The 19748-nt window shown below is 33.5% G+C and carries 23 protein-coding genes; 12 read left to right on the forward strand and 11 right to left on the reverse strand.

What is annotated here, in order from left to right; all coding sequences use genetic code 11:
- Window positions 1-51: 51 nt before the first annotated feature.
- From C1T31_RS06505 to C1T31_RS06520, 4 genes are read left to right on the forward strand one after another with little or no spacing between them, the layout of a single operon-like run.
- Window positions 52-1521 carry a phytoene desaturase family protein gene (locus C1T31_RS06505; RefSeq protein WP_103051664.1) on the forward strand — a complete coding sequence of 490 codons (1470 nt, stop codon included), beginning with the start codon at window positions 52-54 and terminating at the stop codon, window positions 1519-1521.
- Window positions 1518-2354 (forward strand): phytoene/squalene synthase family protein, encoded by an 837-nt coding sequence (locus tag C1T31_RS06510; protein WP_103051665.1) that lies wholly within the window; start codon window positions 1518-1520, stop codon window positions 2352-2354. Before C1T31_RS06505 ends, C1T31_RS06510 begins: the two co-directional genes overlap by 4 nt.
- Window positions 2355-2381: 27 nt before the next feature.
- Complete coding sequence (locus tag C1T31_RS06515) at window positions 2382-2837, forward strand: sterol desaturase family protein (RefSeq protein WP_103051666.1); 456 nt, start codon at window positions 2382-2384, stop codon at window positions 2835-2837.
- On the forward strand, window positions 2837-3517 hold the full coding sequence (locus tag C1T31_RS06520) for a lycopene cyclase domain-containing protein (RefSeq protein WP_103051667.1): 681 nt from the start codon (window positions 2837-2839) through the stop codon (window positions 3515-3517). The genes C1T31_RS06515 and C1T31_RS06520 overlap by 1 nt, the downstream gene beginning before the upstream one ends.
- Window positions 3518-3563: 46 nt before the next feature.
- Here the strand turns inward: C1T31_RS06520 and clpX are convergent, their stop codons facing one another.
- The 6 genes from clpX to C1T31_RS06550 form a co-directional block, all read right to left on the reverse strand.
- A complete protein-coding gene (clpX, locus tag C1T31_RS06525; protein WP_103051668.1) occupies window positions 3564-4796 on the reverse strand; it encodes an ATP-dependent Clp protease ATP-binding subunit ClpX in 1233 nt (410 codons plus the stop codon).
- A gap of 31 nt (window positions 4797-4827) precedes the next feature.
- Window positions 4828-5502 carry an ATP-dependent Clp endopeptidase proteolytic subunit ClpP gene (clpP, locus tag C1T31_RS06530; protein WP_103051669.1) on the reverse strand — a complete coding sequence of 225 codons (675 nt, stop codon included), beginning with the start codon at window positions 5500-5502 and terminating at the stop codon, window positions 4828-4830.
- A gap of 95 nt (window positions 5503-5597) precedes the next feature.
- Window positions 5598-6926, reverse strand: coding sequence for a trigger factor (gene tig, locus C1T31_RS06535; RefSeq protein ID WP_103051670.1), 1329 nt, complete (start codon window positions 6924-6926; stop codon window positions 5598-5600).
- Window positions 6927-7001: 75 nt separating this feature from the next.
- The gene (locus tag C1T31_RS06540; RefSeq protein WP_103051671.1) at window positions 7002-7352 is read right to left on the reverse strand and encodes a phage holin family protein; all 351 of its coding nucleotides are present in this window, start codon (window positions 7350-7352) and stop codon (window positions 7002-7004) included.
- A gap of 37 nt (window positions 7353-7389) precedes the next feature.
- A complete protein-coding gene (locus C1T31_RS06545) occupies window positions 7390-8154 on the reverse strand; it encodes an alpha/beta fold hydrolase (RefSeq protein ID WP_103051771.1) in 765 nt (254 codons plus the stop codon).
- A complete protein-coding gene (locus tag C1T31_RS06550) occupies window positions 8154-8867 on the reverse strand; it encodes a pyridoxine 5'-phosphate synthase (protein ID WP_103051672.1) in 714 nt (237 codons plus the stop codon). Before C1T31_RS06550 ends, C1T31_RS06545 begins: the two co-directional genes overlap by 1 nt.
- 92 nt (window positions 8868-8959) lie before the next feature.
- Here C1T31_RS06550 and C1T31_RS06555 point away from each other — a divergent pair, with 92 nt between their 5' ends.
- From C1T31_RS06555 to murI, 8 genes are all read left to right on the forward strand, one after another.
- On the forward strand, window positions 8960-9619 hold the full coding sequence (locus tag C1T31_RS06555) for a CBS domain-containing protein (RefSeq protein ID WP_103051673.1): 660 nt from the start codon (window positions 8960-8962) through the stop codon (window positions 9617-9619).
- A 4-nt stretch (window positions 9620-9623) separates the two neighbouring features.
- On the forward strand, window positions 9624-10508 hold the full coding sequence (locus C1T31_RS06560; RefSeq protein ID WP_103051674.1) for an NAD kinase: 885 nt from the start codon (window positions 9624-9626) through the stop codon (window positions 10506-10508).
- Window positions 10509-10607: 99 nt separating this feature from the next.
- On the forward strand, window positions 10608-11300 hold the full coding sequence (gene porG, locus C1T31_RS06565; protein WP_103051675.1) for a type IX secretion system protein PorG: 693 nt from the start codon (window positions 10608-10610) through the stop codon (window positions 11298-11300).
- Complete coding sequence (locus tag C1T31_RS06570) at window positions 11301-12041, forward strand: isoprenyl transferase (RefSeq protein WP_103051676.1); 741 nt, start codon at window positions 11301-11303, stop codon at window positions 12039-12041.
- Entirely contained in the window at window positions 11974-14649 is a 2676-nt protein-coding gene (gene bamA, locus C1T31_RS06575) for an outer membrane protein assembly factor BamA (protein ID WP_103051677.1), read from the forward strand. The genes C1T31_RS06570 and bamA overlap by 68 nt, the downstream gene beginning before the upstream one ends.
- Window positions 14650-14816: 167 nt before the next feature.
- On the forward strand, window positions 14817-15860 hold the full coding sequence (locus C1T31_RS06580) for an OmpH family outer membrane protein (protein WP_103051772.1): 1044 nt from the start codon (window positions 14817-14819) through the stop codon (window positions 15858-15860).
- A gap of 30 nt (window positions 15861-15890) precedes the next feature.
- On the forward strand, window positions 15891-16400 hold the full coding sequence (locus C1T31_RS06585; RefSeq protein ID WP_103051678.1) for an OmpH family outer membrane protein: 510 nt from the start codon (window positions 15891-15893) through the stop codon (window positions 16398-16400).
- Window positions 16401-16462: 62 nt separating this feature from the next.
- Complete coding sequence (gene murI, locus C1T31_RS06590) at window positions 16463-17242, forward strand: glutamate racemase (protein WP_103051679.1); 780 nt, start codon at window positions 16463-16465, stop codon at window positions 17240-17242.
- Here the strand turns inward: murI and C1T31_RS06595 are convergent.
- The 5 genes from C1T31_RS06595 to C1T31_RS06615 form a co-directional block, all read right to left on the reverse strand.
- Window positions 17239-17670, reverse strand: coding sequence for a DUF6265 family protein (locus C1T31_RS06595; protein WP_317047287.1), 432 nt, complete (start codon window positions 17668-17670; stop codon window positions 17239-17241). The two genes, murI and C1T31_RS06595, sit on opposite strands and share 4 nt — an antisense overlap.
- 66 nt (window positions 17671-17736) lie before the next feature.
- A complete protein-coding gene (locus C1T31_RS06600; RefSeq protein WP_103051681.1) occupies window positions 17737-18255 on the reverse strand; it encodes a gamma carbonic anhydrase family protein in 519 nt (172 codons plus the stop codon).
- Complete coding sequence (locus tag C1T31_RS06605) at window positions 18242-18526, reverse strand: hypothetical protein (RefSeq protein WP_123912637.1); 285 nt, start codon at window positions 18524-18526, stop codon at window positions 18242-18244. The genes C1T31_RS06600 and C1T31_RS06605 overlap by 14 nt, the downstream gene beginning before the upstream one ends.
- A 129-nt stretch (window positions 18527-18655) precedes the next feature.
- Window positions 18656-19390 carry a LytR/AlgR family response regulator transcription factor gene (locus C1T31_RS06610; RefSeq protein WP_103051683.1) on the reverse strand — a complete coding sequence of 245 codons (735 nt, stop codon included), beginning with the start codon at window positions 19388-19390 and terminating at the stop codon, window positions 18656-18658.
- Window positions 19381-19746 carry a hypothetical protein gene (locus C1T31_RS06615; RefSeq protein ID WP_123912638.1) on the reverse strand — a complete coding sequence of 122 codons (366 nt, stop codon included), beginning with the start codon at window positions 19744-19746 and terminating at the stop codon, window positions 19381-19383. Before C1T31_RS06615 ends, C1T31_RS06610 begins: the two co-directional genes overlap by 10 nt.
- Between the last annotated feature and the right edge of the window lie 2 nt (window positions 19747-19748).

The raw sequence follows: 19748 nt of genomic DNA on the forward strand, positions 1-19748 counted from the left end.
TAGCTATTTATGGTTACCGGTTTACTTAATTAAAAAAACGTAAATTTAAAGATGTCTTCTAAAAACATAATCATAATTGGATCGGGATTTTCATCCTTGTCGGCAGCATGTTATCTTGCAAATAGTGGACATCATGTTACTGTTTTAGAAAAAAACGAAACAGTCGGTGGGCGCGCCCGCCAATTAAAAAAAGATGGTTTTACATTTGATATAGGGCCTACGTTTTATTGGATGCCTGATGTTTTTGAGCGATTCTTCAATGATTTTAATAAATCCACAAAAGATTATTATAAATTAGAAAAACTCAATCCAGCCTATCAAATATACTTTGGAAAAGATGATTCAGTTAGTATTTCTGATAATCTTGAAAACATTAAAGAAACATTCGAATCCATTGAGCCAGGAAGTGGTAAAAATTTACAAAAGTTTATTGACAAGGCTCAAATAAACTATAACATAGCTATAAAAGATTTAGTTTATAAGCCTGGTGAAAATATTTTCGAAATTATCAATGGTAAAACATTTTTGAAACTTCATGAGTTTATTCAAACTATCAAAAATCAAGTATCTGGTTATGTGAAAAATGAAAAATTACAAAAGATACTAGAATTTCCAGTTTTATTCCTAGGGGCGAAACCAAGTAACACACCGTCTTTCTATAATTTCATGAATTATGCAGACTTTAAACTTGGGACTTGGCATCCAAAAGGTGGCATGTATCAAGTTGTTCAAGCCATGACGAATCTAGCAACTACTCTAGGCGTCAAGATTCTAACCAATTCGGAAGTAAGAACGATAGAATTATCAGGTGATAAAGTTTCGCATGTAATAACCGATTCAGATTATTTTGATTGTGATATTTTGTTAAGCGGTGCAGATTACCATCATACTGAATCGCTTTTACCTCAAAAGTTCAGGCAATATTCGGAATCCTTTTGGGATAAAAAAACGTTTGCGCCTTCAGCCTTATTATTCTATGTTGGTTTTAATAAAAAGCTCAAGAACGTCTCTCATCACACCTTGTTTTTTGATACCGATTTTGAAGCACATGCCAAAACCATTTATGATACCAAAGAATGGGCTGAAAAACCATTGTTCTATGCCAGTTTTCCGAGTATAACAGATGATTCATCTGCACCAAAAGATAAAGAAGCTGGTATTTTCCTTATTCCGATTGCTCCAGATATTGAGGACACTCAAGCCATTAGAGAACGTTATTTTGATCAACTTATAACCAGATTGGAAACTATTACAGGAGAAGCCGTTAGAGAACATATTTTGTTCAAAGAATCTTACTGTGTTAAAGATTTTAAAGAAGACTACCATTCCTATAAAGGCAATGCTTATGGTTTAGCTAACACCTTAATGCAAACGCACATCTTAAGGCCTAAATTAAAAAGTAAAAAAGTATCGAACTTATATTTCTGTGGCCAGTTAACGGTTCCTGGACCAGGAGTTCCACCTTCTCTTATTTCTGGCAAAATTGTCAGTGACTTAATCAATAAATATCACAAACTATGAAAGCATTATTTGACAAATCAAGTTTAAAATGCAGTAAAATTGTAACCAATTCATACAGCACGTCATTTTCACTTGGTATAAAACTATTTGCTCCTTCAATCAGGCCAGCCATTTATGCCATTTATGGTTTTGTGCGCTATGCTGACGAAATAGTTGATTCATTTGAAAACTACGATCAAAGTGAACTATTCAAAGATTTTGTTGATGAATATCATAAATCTTTGGAACGAAAAATAAGTCTAAACCCTATTATAAATTCGTTTCAAGAAGTAGCCAGACATTACAAGCTAGAAACCTACGCTGAAGACTTCCTAAAGCGCATGGAAGCTGACTTGTATGTTTCAGATTATACTACCCAAGAAGATTATGAGAATTATATTTATGGGTCTGCTGATGTTGTTGGACTCATGTGTTTACGGGTTTTTGTAAATAATGATGAAGAAAAATTCAACGATTTGAAACACGCAGCTAAACATTTAGGGTCTGCGTTCCAAAAAGTTAATTTTTTAAGGGATTTTAAAGATGATACTGAAAAACTTGGCAGATCCTATTTCCCGAACTTATCCAGTAATGCGTTGAATAATGTTTCGAAAAAAGAAATTGTTCAAGATATCGAACAGGATTTGCATATAGCCTACAAAGGAATCATTCAACTACCCATGGAAAGCAAGCTTGGCGTTTATATTGCTTATAGATACTATTTAAAGTTACTTAAAAAACTAAAAAAAGCTGATTCAAAAAAAATTGCAACCGAACGCATCAGAATTTCAAACGGATTGAAATTGTTCATACTAACCAAATCCTACATTAGATATAAATTACATGCTTTTTAATAAGCTTAAATTTTCTTACATTACAATATGCAGATTCTTTTATTTATCATAATAACTTTGGCAACGTTTTTCTTAATGGAACTCATTACATGGTTCACTCATAAGTACATTATGCATGGGTTTCTATGGTATTTGCATGAAGATCACCATCAGCCAAAATACCCCCATGTTTTTGAAAAAAACGATGCTTTTTTCGTGATTTTTGCCATTCCCAGTATCTTATTGTTCTATTTTGGATTAGTTCCCGAACTTAATTTCATGTTTTTCATTGGTCTTGGTATCTTCTTTTATGGTGTAACCTATTTTTTGGTTCATGATGTTTTAATCCATCAGCGCTTTAAGTGGTTTAAACACACTAAAAATAAATTTTTACTAGGTTTGAGAAAAGCCCACAAAGTTCATCATAAGCATTTAGGAAAAGAAGATGGTGAGTGTTTTGGAATGCTTTATGTTCCAAAAAAATATCATGACCAATACAAATAATGAAATCCTTTACTTATCTTTTGGTTAATCTGGCATGTATAAGCATACCCTTATTTGCTAGCTTTTATCCAAAAAAACCTTTTTACAGAGAATGGAAATCATTTTTCAAGGCTAATATTTTAGTAGCCATAATCTTTTTAATTTGGGACTATTGGTTTACTGAAATTGGGGTTTGGGGATTTAATAATGATTATGTAACTGGAATTTATTTAGGAGTTATCCCTTTAGAGGAAATCCTATTTTTTATTTGTATTCCTTTTTGTTGTGTTTTCAGTTATTTCGCATTTAAATTCCTAATCAAGAAGAATCCCATTGAAAAACTACAACATATTATTTCCTATGCTCTAATTGGCATTTTATTAATTACAGCAATCATTTACTACAATAGGCTCTATACGTCCATAACATTTTTTAGTGCCAGTTTCTATTTGATATATTTGATCATTAAAAAGAAAGATCTTTCTTATCATTATTTGAGTTACTTATTTATTTTCCCATTTTTTATTTTGAGCAATGGAGTTCTAACAGGAAGCTTCCTTGTTGAACCTATAGTCTGGTATAATGATCTAGAAAATTTGGGTATCAGGTTGTTCAACATCCCAATTGAAGATACTATTTACGGTTTATTGCTGATCCTCATGAATATTGAGGGTTATGAATATTTTAAATCTAAAGCATAAAAAACCACTGCATCTTAATACAGTGGTCTTTAATAAGTCAGTTTACCTAGGATACGGCTTTCAATTTTTTGAGCGTCGTCTTGGTAATTTTATCTTCAGCGTAAGCTTTTGTGACTTTTAATTCCTTTTCGTCACTTCCTGGCATTTCAAACATGGCATCGGTTAAAATTTCTTCACATAATGAACGAAGGCCTCTGGCACCGAGTTTGTATTCAATAGCTTTATCAACAATAAAATCTAACGCGCCATCCGTAATACTGAAATCAATTTCATCCATTTCAAACAACTTTTTATATTGCTTAATAATAGCGTTTTTAGGCTCTGTTAAAATAGCTCTTAACGTATGGGCATCTAGCGGATCCATATAAGTCAACACTGGTAATCGCCCAATTATTTCAGGAATTAAACCAAAGTCCTTTAAATCTTTTGGAATGATATATTGTAGTAAATTAGCCTGATCAACACGCTCATCAGACATCGAGGCGCTATATCCAACGGCCTGCATGTTCAAACGCTTGGAGATTACTTTTTCAATCCCATCAAAAGCGCCGCCAGCAATAAACAAAATATTTTCCGTGTTAACCTCGATAAATTTTTGATCAGGATGCTTTCGACCTCCTTTAGGTGGAACATTCACTGTAGTACCCTCCAATAATTTCAACAAAGCTTGCTGCACACCTTCACCAGAGACATCTCGCGTAATTGAAGGGTTATCACTTTTTCGAGCAATTTTGTCAATTTCATCAATAAATACGATACCTTTTTCTGCTTTTTCCAAATTATAATCAGCAGCCTGTAAAAGTCTTGTCAAAATACTTTCAACATCCTCTCCTACATAACCTGCTTCTGTTAGAACCGTAGCATCAACAATAGCCAAAGGCACATTCAACATTTTAGCAACTGTTTTGGCCATCAGGGTTTTTCCTGTACCCGTTTGACCAACCATGATAATATTACTTTTTTGAATTTCAATATCATCATCCGATGGTGGTTGCAATAAACGCTTGTAGTGATTATAAACGGCAACAGACATTACTTTTTTAGTGGCTTCTTGACCAATGATATACTCATCAAGAAATGATTTTATTTTTTGAGGCTTTCGAAGCATTAATTCAGCAGATAGCTCACTATTATCACTTTGTTTAGATTCCTCTAAAACAATTCCATGTGCCTGCTCAATACACCTATCGCAGATATGAGCATCCAATCCGGCAATAAGTAAATTGGTTTCAGGTTTTTTTCGACCACAAAATGAGCATTCTAAATCTTCCTTTGACATAAATCTAAATTCTGTATTCTTTTAAAAACGATTAACTGCGTACCAATATTTCGTCAATCATTCCATATTCTTTGGCTTTATCGGCTTTCATCCAATAATCACGATCACTATCAGAATATACTTTGTCGTAATCCTGACCAGAATGCTTACTGATTATTTTATAAAGCTCTTCTTTTAATGTAAGAATTTCTCTAGCTGTAATTTCAATATCACTTGCTTGACCTTGAGCTCCCCCTAAAGGCTGATGTATCATGACACGCGAATGTGTTAATCCACTGCGCTTACCTTTTTCTCCAGCACATAATAGGACAGCACCCATTGATGCAGCCATTCCCGTACAAATTGTTGCCACATCTGGCTTTATAAATTGCATGGTATCATAAATTCCCAATCCAGCATAAACACTTCCTCCAGGCGAATTAATATAGATTTGAATATCCTTTGAGGAATCTGTGCTTTCTAAAAACAACAATTGAGCCTGAATGATATTGGCAACTTGATCATTAATGCCTGTGCCAAGAAAAATAATACGATCCATCATCAAGCGCGAAAACACGTCAAAAATCGCAATGTTCATTTGGCGTTCTTCAATGATGTTTGGAGTTAAATTAGTAGGATACATACTGCTTATTATCTTGTTGTAATATGTGCTGCTTATCCCTTGGTCCTTTATAGCGAATTTTTCAAATTCTTTAGCGTAATCCATAGTTATATATAGGGTTTTTTATAAAAATTTAGGCGCTGAACTCTAATAGTTTCAGCGCCTAAATATAATGATTTATTCTTTAAAAGCTTTATGGCTTATTTATCACCATATACTTCTTTTACAAAGTCATCATAAGTAATTTCCTTAGTCTTGATATTGGCTTTTTCTTTATACATGGCCAATAGTCTTTGACTAATAATTTGTTCTGAAATACGACGCGCCTCTTCTTGATTCGATAATACACGTGCAGCAATATCTTCTAGCTCTTTATCAGTTGGATTCATTTGCCCAAATTGTGCCATTTGAGCTTTAATCATGTTTTTTGCATGATTTTTAATGTCATCCATGGTTACTTTGATGTCATTGTCCGTAATTAATTTGCCTTCAATTAACTGGTAACGCAAGCTTTTTTCAGACTTCTCGTATTCCTCTTTTGCTTGATCTTCAGACAATTCCTGCTCACCTGCCGTTTGCATCCATTTTTGTAAAAATACTGATGGTAAATCAAACTTGGTGTTTTCTACTAAATATTCAGTAACATCATTCAAAAGTTTTTGATCTGACTGTTGGGTAAATTGCTTTTCAGCATCTTCTTTTATCTTCTCCTTCAATTCAGTCACTGAAGTTACTACACCCTTTCCAAACAACTTATCAAATAACTCTTGATCTAAATCCGCCAATACGCGTTCGTTAATTTCAGTAATGGTAAATGTTACATTGATATCCAAACCGTGAACATCGTCATGACCTAATTTTAACGCATGCATTAACTCGTGCTCATCATCATAAAGACCTTTGGTTTTTAGCTCAATAACATCTCCTGCTTTGGCTCCCACAAATTTCTTTTCAGTAGCTTTTCCTTTAAATTTATCTAAAGTTAAGGTTACCGTGTTTTCAATTTCACGCTCTTCATTTTTAAAAATACCTGTGATTTCACTGTCTTTAGCTACCTCTTTTTGAGAAACCAGTTTACCATACTGCTTTTGGATATTCTCAACCTGATCATTGATCATTTTATCTCCAGCAACAATATTGTAATGAATGAATGCTTTCTTTGGTTTTAGGTTAACATCAAATTCAGGCGCTAAACCCAATTCGAACTCAAAAGACAATTTATCGGCATCCCAATCCAAATTATCTTGAGGTTTTGGTAATGGATTACCTAAAACATCTAATTTTTCTTCAGTTAAATATTTGTTTAATGCATCTTGAAGTAATTTATTAACCTCATCAACCAATACAGCTTTACCATATTGCTTTTTTACCATTCCCATTGGCACATGTCCTTTTCTAAATCCTGGAATGTTGGCTGTTTTTCGATAATCTGATAAGATTTTTTCGACTTTGTCATTATAATCTTCTTTAGCAATATCTACTTTTACTACAGCATTTAATGCATCAATGTTTTCTCTTGTAATATTCATTTTCTAACTATAAAAATTGGAGTGCAAAAGTACTACTTTTTCACACTCCAACAAAGTATTTTAACGTATTGTATTTCAGTCCGTTTTCTCCTCTCCCAAAACGGAGTAAAATATCGATTGTAAAATGGTAAGTAGTATGCTAAATAACAGCGCTGTCCAGAAACTACTTACCGCAAAACCATCGACCAATTTATCAGCCAAAAGAATTATGCAGGCATTTATTACAAATAGGAATAAACCTAGTGTCAGGATAGTTGCTGGCAATGTAAAGAGCACCAACAATGGTTTAACAAAAATATTGAGCAGACCTAAAACCGCAGCAACAATTATGGCTGTTGTATAGCCATCCACTGAAACGCCTGATAATAACTTGGATAATAAAACAACGGCAACAGCGGTTAGTAATACCTTTAAAATAATTTTCATAATCTTTAATGTTTAGTTTTTAAAAAGGTACAATTTTTTAGTTTAAAAAACTGATTACAGCATTGTAAAAATCTTCGGGATTTTCAGCATGTAACCAGTGACCGGCGTTTGAAATAGTTACTAACTTATAATGAGGAAAGTGATTTTTGATGATGGCCTCGTCTTGATGCCCTATATATTCCGATTTATCGCCTCGCAAAAACAATACATCACCTTCAAACCTAGCATGAACTGGCAAAGCCTCACCAACCTCACTTACTTGCTCACGCAAAACGTCAATATTCATTCGCAACGCTAACTGACCTTTTTCTTTCCAATACAGATTTTTTAATAAAAACTGACGTATACCAAATTCGGGTACATAATTAGCTAATTGCTTATCGGCAGCACCTCTACTTTTTATTTTAGAAAAGTCCAAACTGCTCAAACCTTTTAGAATCATATCATGATGCACTGGGTAATATCTTGGTGAAATATCGGCTACAATTAGTTTACTGACATATTCTGGATATTTAGCAGCAAATAACATGGCCGTCTTCCCTCCCATGGAATGCCCCAAAAGCACTATTTCTCTTAATGCCTTATCATCTAAATAGCGCTTTAAATCCTCTACCAAGACATCATAATTAAAAACCTCATCATGGAAACTTCTACCGTGATTGCGTTGGTCAAGCAAATGCACTTCATATCCAGCTTCACTAAATTGTTGCCCCAATGTTTTCCAATTATCGCCCATACCCAAAAAGCCATGTAAGATTATAAATGGTTTTCCTTCACCTAGAATATTTGAGTATAAATCCATCATTTTAGTTTATGTAAATACATTTGAATAACATTTTCAGCTCCTAAATACAGGCTTTCAGAAATTAAGGCATGCCCAATAGAAACTTCTAATAGACCAGGAATGTTTTCCTTAAAAAAACGAATATTATCCAAGGATAAGTCATGACCTGCATTAACACCCAATCCTAGATTATTGGCCAATTCCGCGCATTCAAAATAAGGTTGAATGGCGTCTTTATTTCCAAATCCATATTGATGCGCATAAGCCTCGGTGTAAAGTTCTATCCTGTCAGTCCCTGTTTCTTTAGCACCTTCAATCTGTTTTAAAACGGGATCCACAAATATAGATGTGCGAATGCCATTGTTTTTAAACTCTTTGATGGTCTCAACTAAAAAATCCCGATGTTTTATAGTATCCCAGCCCGCATTACTTGTTATGGCATCAACAGCATCGGGAACCAATGTTACTTGAGTTGGTTTTATTTCTAAAACCATGTCCATAAATTTTGCAATAGGATTACCCTCAATGTTGTATTCGGTATAAACTTCTGATTTCAAATCATAGGCATCCTGATAGCGGATGTGACGTTCATCTGGCCTAGGATGAATAGTAATACCCTCTGCTCCAAAACGTTGAGCATCTTTAGCAAAACGGACCACGTTAGGTTCATTACCTCCTCGGGAATTTCTTAAAGTCGCTATCTTATTTATATTCACACTTAATTTAGTCATTCTCTAGTTTTTTGGAATACAAAAATACAAACTCATTAAGGCTTAATGTAGTATTTTTTAATTAATTTGCATGTTCATAGCCATACTCAAAAATGAATCTTTCAGAATACATTATTAACGACATAAAACCCTTAAACAATACTGATAAAATTGGTGATATTCAGGTATTATTCAATCAGTTGACCTATTCGCATATTCCCATAAAAAATGCAAGCAATATGTATTTGGGTTGTATGTCTGAAACTGATGCGCATTGTTTTGATAGTAGGAAAGATATTCTGGAGTATGCTCATGCCCTTGAAGGTTTTTTTGTTCGGGAAAGTACTAATTGGCTAGATGTACTTGAGGCCTTTGCCATGAACTCAACCAACATTATGCCTGTTCTTAATGCCAAAAACACGTATCTAGGATATTATGAATTAAATGACATCATTAGCTTGTTTAATGAAACACCGTTTTTCTCCGAGGCAGGTGGCATTTTGGTTATTGAAAAAGGACTTGTTGACTATTCCTTTAGTGAGGTTAGTCAAATAGTAGAATCCAATGACGGAAAACTTTTGGGGGCTTTTATTTCAAAAATTGAAAATGATATCGTCCAGATAACACTAAAAATTGGAAATACTGGACTAAATGATATCATGCAAACCTTTAGGCGTTACAGTTACAATATTGTTTCAGGACATGAAGAAGATAGCTATTTACAGAGTCTTAAAGAGCGATCGGAATATTTGAATAAATATTTAAACATGTAAGGTTATGAAAATTGCTGTTTTTGGTCAATCCTATCAAAAAAGTAACGAAGAGTCGCTTCAAATTCTTTTGGATCATTTAAAAAATAAAAATGTGTCAATTTATATTGAACGTCAATTTTTTAATACTGCCAAAAACTTATTTAACAATCTTTTTGATTCTGAAATCCACAAAACATTTGACATTTTAGATACTAGTTATGATTTACTGATTAGTATTGGTGGCGATGGAACTATATTGAGAGCCATTACTTATGTTAAAGATTTTGATATTCCTATTATTGGAATCAACACTGGTCGACTAGGATTTTTAGCTACCATTCAAAATGAAAATATCACACATGCTATTGATGCTATTTTGGAAAATAAATACAAAATATCCGAACGCAACTTATTGACCATTGCCACAGAACCAGAGCACGAAGAATTTAAAATTCTTGATTTTGCTCTAAACGAAATTGCAGTTAGTCGAAAAAATACGACTTCCATGATAACTGTTGAAACACGATTAAATGACGAATATCTCACTTCCTATTGGAGTGACGGATTAATAGTGTCAACTCCTACGGGTTCAACAGGGTATTCCTTGAGCTGCGGTGGGCCTGTTATAACACCCGACACCAATAGTTTTGTTATTACACCAATTGCTCCCCACAATTTGAGTGCTAGGCCACTAGTCATCACTGATTCTACTGAAATTCAATTACGTGTTAGTGGTCGTGAAGACAATTATTTAGTATCATTAGACTCCCGAATTGCTACATTATCAAATGATACCGTTGTAACTATTAAAAAAGCTCCTTTCACAATAAAAATGATTGAATTATTGGAGGAAAGTTTTTTGGATACCCTCCGAAAAAAATTACTTTGGGGAGAAGACAAACGCAACTAAACAATAATTTGTACTAAAAACAGTTTAAATCAAATACAATTTGATTCAAATTGTCATAGGCTAATCATATTTATTATATTTGCAAACTTTTGAACATTTATGAGGGATTTAACCGCTATAGTATTATTATTTTTCGGCTATCAACTTTGCCAATCTCAAACTCATGAAATTGGATTGTTTGTTGGTGGAAGCAATTTTATTGGCGATGTTGGATCCACCAAATATATATCTCCAAATAAACCGGCATTTGGCGGTGTATATAAATGGAATAGAAGTCCACGGCATTCCTTTAGATTCTCGTTAATTTATACTGAATTAGAAGGAAAAGATTCAAAATCTGATGACCCAAGACGCCTTGAAAGAAATTATAGTTTTACCAATCAAATAGTTGAAGCTTCTGTTGGATTAGAGTTCACTTTTTTTGATTTTGATTTACATACTGGTAAAAATGTCGCTACGCCATATTTATATTCTGGTATTACAGTGGCTTATCATGACAACTTTTATTTTAACAATCAAGGTCAGTTAAAATCTGAAAACACATCAAGTTATGCTTATGGCATTCCAATGGTTTTAGGCTTTAAAATGAACGTTCTTCAAAGTATTATTGTTTCTGCCGAGATTGGTGCTCGTTATACTTTTTCTGACGAATTGGATGGCAGTGTTCCTGATTCTGAAAACTTGAAAGATGTTTTTGGTTTTGGAAATACAAATAATAATGACTGGTATATGTTTACTGGTCTAACATTAACTTACACGTTTGGTAAAAAACCTTGTTTTTGTATTTTTTAAATGAGCTTAAAAGAATCTATTGACATAAAATCACTCCCAAAACATATTGCCATCATCATGGATGGTAATGGTCGTTGGGCTAAACAAAAAGGGCTTTTAAGAACTGTAGGACATGAAAATGGCACGAAATCAGTCAGGGAAACCGTGGAGAGTTGTGCCGAGTTAGGAATTGAGAATTTAACCCTATATGCCTTTTCTACCGAAAACTGGAATCGGCCAAAATTGGAAGTGCAAACTTTAATGAGGCTATTGGTATCATCTTTAAAGAAGGAAATAAAAACTTTAAATGACAATGACATCAAACTTTCTGCTATCGGCCGTCTAAATGAACTCCCAAAAAAAGTTCACGAAGAACTCAATGAAGTCATTCAAAAGACAAAAGACAATAAAAGAATGTGCTTAACATTAGCACTAAGCTACGGCTCGAGGGAAGAAATATTAAATACCGTTAAAAAAATAAGTGTTAAAGTTAAAAATAATATAATTTCGCCCGAAAAAATTGATGAATCAGTTATAAATGAGCATCTTTACACGCAAAATTTACCGGATGTGGATTTATTGATTCGCACTAGTGGTGAACAACGTATTAGTAATTTTCTTTTATGGCAAATAGCTTATGCAGAATTGTACTTTACACCTATTCTTTGGCCTGATTTTACCAAAGAAAGTTTATATGAAGCTATTATTGAATATCAAAAAAGAGAAAGACGATTTGGGAAAACAAGTGAACAAATTAATTAAGCCAACATCATTGAGAACATATATAGGTCTAACCATTACTTTTTTATTTTTATTAGGTAGTTTCAACACTTTTGCTCAAGAATCTTTCAATACTGAAGGAAAACAATATACTTTGGGTGACATTACTGTTTCAGGTAACACCCATTTTAGTCCGCAAACAATAGTTACCTATTCTGGCTTGCGTAAAGGCCAGGAAATTTTGATTCCAGGTGATAAAATTAGTGACGCTATTAAAAAATTATGGAAATCAAATTTATTTAGTGATATCAACATATATCTCGTGAAAACCGAAGGTGATGTTGCCTATCTTGAAATCAGGTTGTTTGATCTACCTGAACTTAACGAATTAAAGATCAATGGTATTAAAAAAGGAAAAAAGGACGATTTAATAAAGGAAAACAATCTTCAAACGGGTGTAAAAGTTACAGAAAACCTATTGACAACAACCAAAAACTATCTAACTCACAAATACCAAAAAGATGGTTTTTATAATACTAAAGTTTACATCAATACTATAGAGGTTCAAGATTCAACCAATCGACCACAAGTTAATATGGTCATTAATATTGATAAGGGTAAAAAAGTAAAGGTCAAGGATATTGAATTTATTGGTGACAGTGTTTTAAAGGAGTCTAAATTACGTGGCGCCATGAAAAACACAAAACAAAAAAGTGTTTTTGGGCATCCTTTTAAAAGATCAAAATACATTGAAGAAGATTACAAAGAAGATTTGGTAAGCCTTATAGATAAATACAAGGAAAATGGTTATCGCGATGCTCGTGTTATATCTGATACTATTGTTTCGGTTGACAAAAAGAACATTTCAATACAACTAAAAATTGAAGAGGGTGAGCAATATAGATATGGAAATATAGATTTCATTGGTAATACTGTTTATTCAGATCAGGTATTAAAAAACGTTCTTAGAATTAACAAAGGAGATATTTACAACGGTGTAGAATTGGAAAAAAGAATTGCCGACAATTCACGTCCTGACGCTCAGGATATTACTAACCTATATCAAAACTCAGGATATTTATTTTCTACAATCAACCCAGTTGAAGTTAACACTGAAGGCAATGTCATTGACATGGAAATCCGTATCACAGAAGGAAAACCCGTTTATTTTAACAATATATCAGTTACTGGAAATGATGTCACCAATGACAAGGTTATTTACAGGGAATTACATACAAGACCTGGCCAACTTTACAGTAAAGAAAATGTCGTACGGACCATTCGTGAACTAAGTCAGCTTGGGTATTTTGATGCAGAACAAATAGCTACCAATTTTCAAAATCCTAATCCTAATGAAGGCACTATAGATTTGGAGTATGGTGTTGTAGAAACAGGATCCAGTCAAATAGAATTGCAAGGTGGCTATGGTGGCGGTGGTTTTATTGGAACTTTAGGTCTCTCTTTTAATAACTTTTCATTACGTAATTTGTTTAATTTAGAAGCCTATAAACCAGTGCCTAGAGGTGATGGCCAAAAATTGGCGCTTCGTTTGCAAGTAAGTCGCTTTTTTAGAACCTATAGCTTTTCTTTTACAGAACCTTGGATGGGAGGTAAAAAACCGGTGCAATTCTCAACATCATTATCTCATTCACAACAATTTTTATATGACCCAGCAACTGGTAATGCTGACAAGGATAAACGATTTAACATCACTGGGGTAACTATAGGATTGGCAAAAAGATTGACCATCCCAGATGATTTTTTCACCCTATCGCAAGCTATCAGTTTCCAACATTATAATCTTAAAAACTATAATACTGGTCTCTTTACTTTTGGTGATGGATATTCTAACAATTTATCCTATACTATCGGCTTGACCAGAAACAACACTTATAATGATCCTATTTTTCCAATGGGTGGATCTAATTTTAGTATTAGTGCCAAATTATCTTTACCCTATTCGTTATTCAATGGTGTAGATTATAAAGCATTATCTGAAGAACGTGAAGATTTGGTTGAAGCAAGAGATAACGCTGAAACAATAGTCTTAAGAAATGAAGCATCTGATGCTATTGCCGCAATAGATCAAGAACGCTTTAAGTGGCTAGAATTTTATAAAATTAAAATGCGAGGTGATTGGTATACGCGATTGGTTGGAAAACTAATTGTAAAATCTTCAGCTGAATTTGGTTTCCTTGGAGCCTATAATCAATATAGAGGCGTTATTCCATTTGAACGGTTTTTTCTTGGAGGTGATGGTTTAGGTAATTTCAGCCTAGATGGGCGTGAAGCGGTGGCCTTACGTGGATACCCTAACCAATCGCTTCAACCATTAGATGAAAATGGCAATATAACTAACGATGGAGGAAGTATCTATAATAAGTTTTCTATGGAACTTCGGTATCCTATCAGCCTGAAACAACAAGCCAAAATCTTTGTATTAGGTTTTGTTGAAGGTGGTGTTTCGTATAACGACTTTAAAGATTATAATCCATTTGCGCTTTATAGATCTACTGGAGCAGGTTTACGAATTTTTATGCCAGCATTTGGATTATTGGGTATTGATTTTGGTTATGGATTTGACCCGTTACCTGGTCAATCTAAAGCCAATGGTTGGGAAACACATTTCATAATTGGTCAACAATTTTAATTTTGGCACGATATTTTCTAGTATCAAATTAGTTATTTAAACCCGAATTAATTTTTTTAAAATTAAATTTCCTTAATTTTGAGAGATAAATTCGAAACAGGTAGAATAATTATAAAGGTCTGTCGTTTTAGAATTTACATGCCAATAAATTATAAAATATGAAACAGATGAAATTAAAAGTTCTTTTTTTAGTGACTATAGTATTTCTGTTAAGCCTCTCCACATTTGCGCAACGTGGTGTGAGAATCGGTTATATTGATACAGAGTACATACTTGAAAATGTTCCTGAATATCAAGAAGCAACTTTACAGCTGGAAAATAAAGTTCAAAAATGGAAAAGTGAAATTGAAACACAATTGAGCGGTATTGAACAGAAACGTAAGGATTTAAGCAACGAAAAAGCACTTTTAACAAAAGAGTTGATTGAAGAACGTGAAGAAGATATAGCTTTTGAGGAAAAGGAAATTTTAGATTATCAGCAAAAGCGTTTTGGGCCTAATGGTGATTTAATGATTCAGAAAAAACAATTGATTCAACCTATTCAGGACCAAATATTTGCAGCAGTTCAAGATATTGCTGAAAAACAAAAATATGATTTTGTTTTTGATAAATCTGCTGATGTGGTTATGCTGTACTCTGCAAAGCGATTTGATTTTAGCGAACAAGTGATTAGAAGTATCACCAGAAGCGCAAAACGTCAACAAGCTAGTTCTAAAGCTGAAAGAAAGGCTGCCGAAGAAGAAGATGTTGTGATTGAAATTAATGAGGAATTAGAGGCAAAACAAGCAGCCGATGAAGAGCGTAGACAAGCTGTTCTCGATGAACGTGAAGCTAGAAAACAGGCTGCTCAAAGACGAAGAGACAGTATTATTGAAGCTCGTAATGCTGCTAGAGAGGCTAAATTACAAGAACGCAACCAACAGCAAGATCAAGAATCTGTTGAGGATATACAAGGTGAATCAGAAAGTGTTGAAACAGATTCAGCACCTAATTCTGATGAACAAGCCAAAACACCTGAACAAATAGCAGAAGAACGAAGACAGGCTAAAATTGCAGATAGAGAACGTAGAAAACAGGAACTTGAAGAACGCAAACAACGAATATTAGAAGAAAGACAACGAGCAAAAGAAGAAAGAGAAAATCAACAAAATAATAACAACGAAGACGAACAAGACGAAGCACCCGACGATGAAGGCGGTGGAGATAATTAATAATTTATAACACACATTAATACTTTTAAAATGAAACAATTCAAAACCCTATTATTTGCAGCAGCATTATTTATTGGAGCGACTAGTTACACGCAAGCTCAAAGCAAAGTTGCTCATATTAATACCCAAGATCTTATTCAGGCCATGCCAGAAATGGCAGCAGCACAGTCTGAAATGGAAAAACTTGGAAAAACCTACGAAGCTGATATTAAAGCCATGGCAACTGAATATCAGAACAAAATGAAGCAGTATGAAGCTGAAGCTTCATCAAAAACTGATGAGGAAAATCAAAAGCGTTTGGTTGAAGTACAAACCATGCAACAAAACATTCAACAATATCAAGGTACTGCGCAACAACAAATGCAACAAAAAGAGCTTGATTTATTGAAGCCAATCACTGAAAAGGCAAAAGCAGCTATTTTAAAAGTTGCCAGAGCACAAGGGTACCAATATGTTTTAGATTCTACACAAGGCGGTGGTGTTATTATGGCAGATGGTAAAAACTTATTGGATGATGTTAAAAAAGAATTAGGTATTTAATTTTTTTAAAATATAAATTCTAGAGCCACTTTATAAAGTGGCTTTTTTTATTTTTATACTGTATGAATACAAATCCTATCGGCATATTTGATTCTGGTGTTGGAGGCACCTCCATTTGGAAGGAAATCCATGCGTTAATGCCTTTTGAAAATACCATATATTTAGCCGACAGTAAAAATGCCCCATATGGTAATAAACCCAAAGAGAAAATATTAGAGTTGAGTATTAAGAACACCGAACTTTTGATTGAAAAAGGTTGTAAACTGATTGTGGTAGCTTGTAATACGGCTACAACTAATGCCATTAAAACACTCCGAAATAATTATAACATCCCGTTCATTGGTATAGAACCTGCTATTAAACCAGCAGCACTTAAAACACAAACCAAAGCCATTGGTATTTTAGCTACAAAAGGAACACTATCCAGTGACTTGTTTCACCAAACCACAGACCTTTATAGTAATGGCATTCATGTAATAGAACAAGAAGGTGAAGGTATTGTTCCTCTAATTGAATCTGGAAAATTGTATTCACCTGAAATGAAAGCATTATTGCAGGAATACTTAAATCCTATGATTAAGGCAAATATTGATTATTTGGTTTTAGGTTGTACTCATTACCCATACCTTTTGCCTCAACTTTTGGAGTTGCTTCCTAAGCACATTAAAATAATTGATTCAGGTGAGGCTGTCGCGAAACAAACGTTATCTATTTTAAAACAAAATGATTTAGTTAATACGTCCAACAGAGAACCAAACATAAAGTTTTACAGTAATGCTAATCCTGAAGTAATGGCTTCTCTTCTGGGAAATAGACATGAAGTTCTCCCATTGGATTTTTAATTGGACCGCTTAAATAGGAAATCAATTTTTTGAAATTCACCAGCCGTATAGCCTTCTATCCATGCATGAATGGAATCTTTTGTAGGATTTGAATAAGAAATACGCGTTGGAAAATCATGTTCTGGATTATCAAATGAAAAAATACCCGCTTCCACTGATGACAGTTTAAAGGTTACTGGTTTATCATCATTTTGCTGATAGGCAATGACTGTGAAAAACACCTCATCACCTAATTGTTTTAAAGTTACCCTTTCTGCAAAAACCGTATCAGTCCCTATTAAAGTAAAACTATGTCCCAAAAGGGTACTATCGTTTTTTTGGGTCCAATTTTCATAGGACTTTTCTAGTTCAGTTAAATTCTCCCATTTACCAACTAACCAGTGTAATTGTTCAATTTTAGCATAAGTTTTTGAATCGACCGTTTTCAGTTTGGGTCATTTTTACAGGCCAATAAAAGAATACCTAATATTACTATGCAACCAATATTTTTCATGCTATTCGTTTTTAAACCAACTGGAATATTTCACATAATTATTGGCTATACGATCAATTTCACCAGATATTAAGTCCTTACTTATATCCTTAACTTTTTTGGCGGGAACGCCCGCATAAATACTCCCTGCTTCTACTCTAGTGTTTTGAGTTACAACTGCACCTGCTGCAATAATACTATTGCTTTCTACCACACAATCATCCATGACAATACTGCCCATGCCAATCAATACATTATCATGAATGGTGCAACCATGTACAATGGCGTTATGTCCAATAGAAACATTATTACCAATAGTTGTTGGCGATTTTTGATAAGTGGCATGAATTACCGCGCCATCCTGAACATTAACCTTGTTCCCCATTTTTATAAAATGCACATCACCTCTTATAACGGCATTGAACCAGACACTACAGTCATTGCCCATGCTCACTTCCCCAACAATGGTAGCGTTATCAGCTATAAAACAATCATTAGGTATTTCAGGGTGTTTCCCGTTAACAGGTTTAATTATTGGCATATTTTATATTTTTTCTTATCAGACTAAACTTCAAAGCCTTTTTTTGATTATAAATTGGTATAATTCTTCTTCTTTTCATTAAAAACACATCTTCTCTAGTAAAATCCTTCCATTTACTTTCCGGAAATTCAGGAAAAGCAATTAATCTTTCCAATTGTAAATACAGGGTATCTCCTTTCTTATACCATTTCCCATTTTCCTCATAAGACTCCAATTGATGTCCAGAGTTTAATATTTTTTTATGATAAGTTCCATCTGAACTCAATTTCAATTTATTATATATTTTAATCCCATTATGGAATTTATCCAATTCAAAAATTTCATCGAAAGTTTGTGTAAAACTACCTATAGGCAGAAAAATAAAAATTAGGTATAATTTACAATAATTAAAAATCAATTGTTACTTAAAATAAGATAATAAATCTGACTTTTTTGAAGCCGATACCATAATTTGTTTACCATTTCTTAAAACCACGCTGCCTCCTTTGCCCTTGACATACTTCACGATTTCATTAACATTGACCAAATAAGATTTGTGAACTCTGGCAAAGCCACCATCATTTAGTGCGTCTTCAAAATACTTAAGGGTTTTGCTGACCAACTTCTTTTTGTTATTGTTTAAATATATTTCGGTGTAATTATCATCGGCTTTACAGAACAAAATATCGGCTGTATTAATAACTTCAAAACCATCTTGCTGCGGTATGGTAATCTTACCATTTACTGGATTGGTTTTAGGAATAAGTACTTCTTCATGCAATGCATTTTCTTTAGTTTTTATTTCTGTAACATAATCGACTGCCTTAATGAGTTCTTCAATAGATATGGGTTTCATCAAGTAATAGGATGCATGTGCATTTAAGGCATCCATGGCATACTGATTATAGGCCGTTACAAATATGGTCTCGAAATTGATATCACCTACTTGTTCCAAAAGATCAAAGGCGTTACCATAAGGCATTTCAACATCCAAAAAAACCAAGTCCAATTCATTATTTCTGATTAATTCCAGAGCTTGGTCAATATTTTCAGCTTCTCCAAGTACTTGCACATTGGGGCAATATTTGTTTAAATAATTCTTTAAAATATCGCGACTTGTTTTTTCGTCTTCTACGATTAATGCTTTTAGTTCCATGATTTATATTTTTCTAGACATTTGTTTGTTGTAATAATTAGAGCTCTATCTACGTTTGGCCCGTCCAAAGTTGAACCATCTGCTCCTTTTATTAAATCTATTGTTAGTAGTTTATATCTTTTATTATTAATTATATTTTTAACATTCTCAGGTGAAGAAATAATACCATCAACTACCCAAATAGTAATATTCTCCAATTTATCTATGCCAACATATTCAATAAATTCTTCATAATTTTTTAATGTAATTGGTGAATTATTCTCAACCAATTCAAAACAACTTTTTTTCTGTTTTGCTGATTTACAATTAAAGATCAACATTAAAAAAAACGACAATAGAGTTAACCTAAGTTTCACAA

Source organism: Hanstruepera neustonica (assembly GCF_002895005.1).
GTDB lineage: Bacteria > Bacteroidota > Bacteroidia > Flavobacteriales > Flavobacteriaceae > Hanstruepera > Hanstruepera neustonica.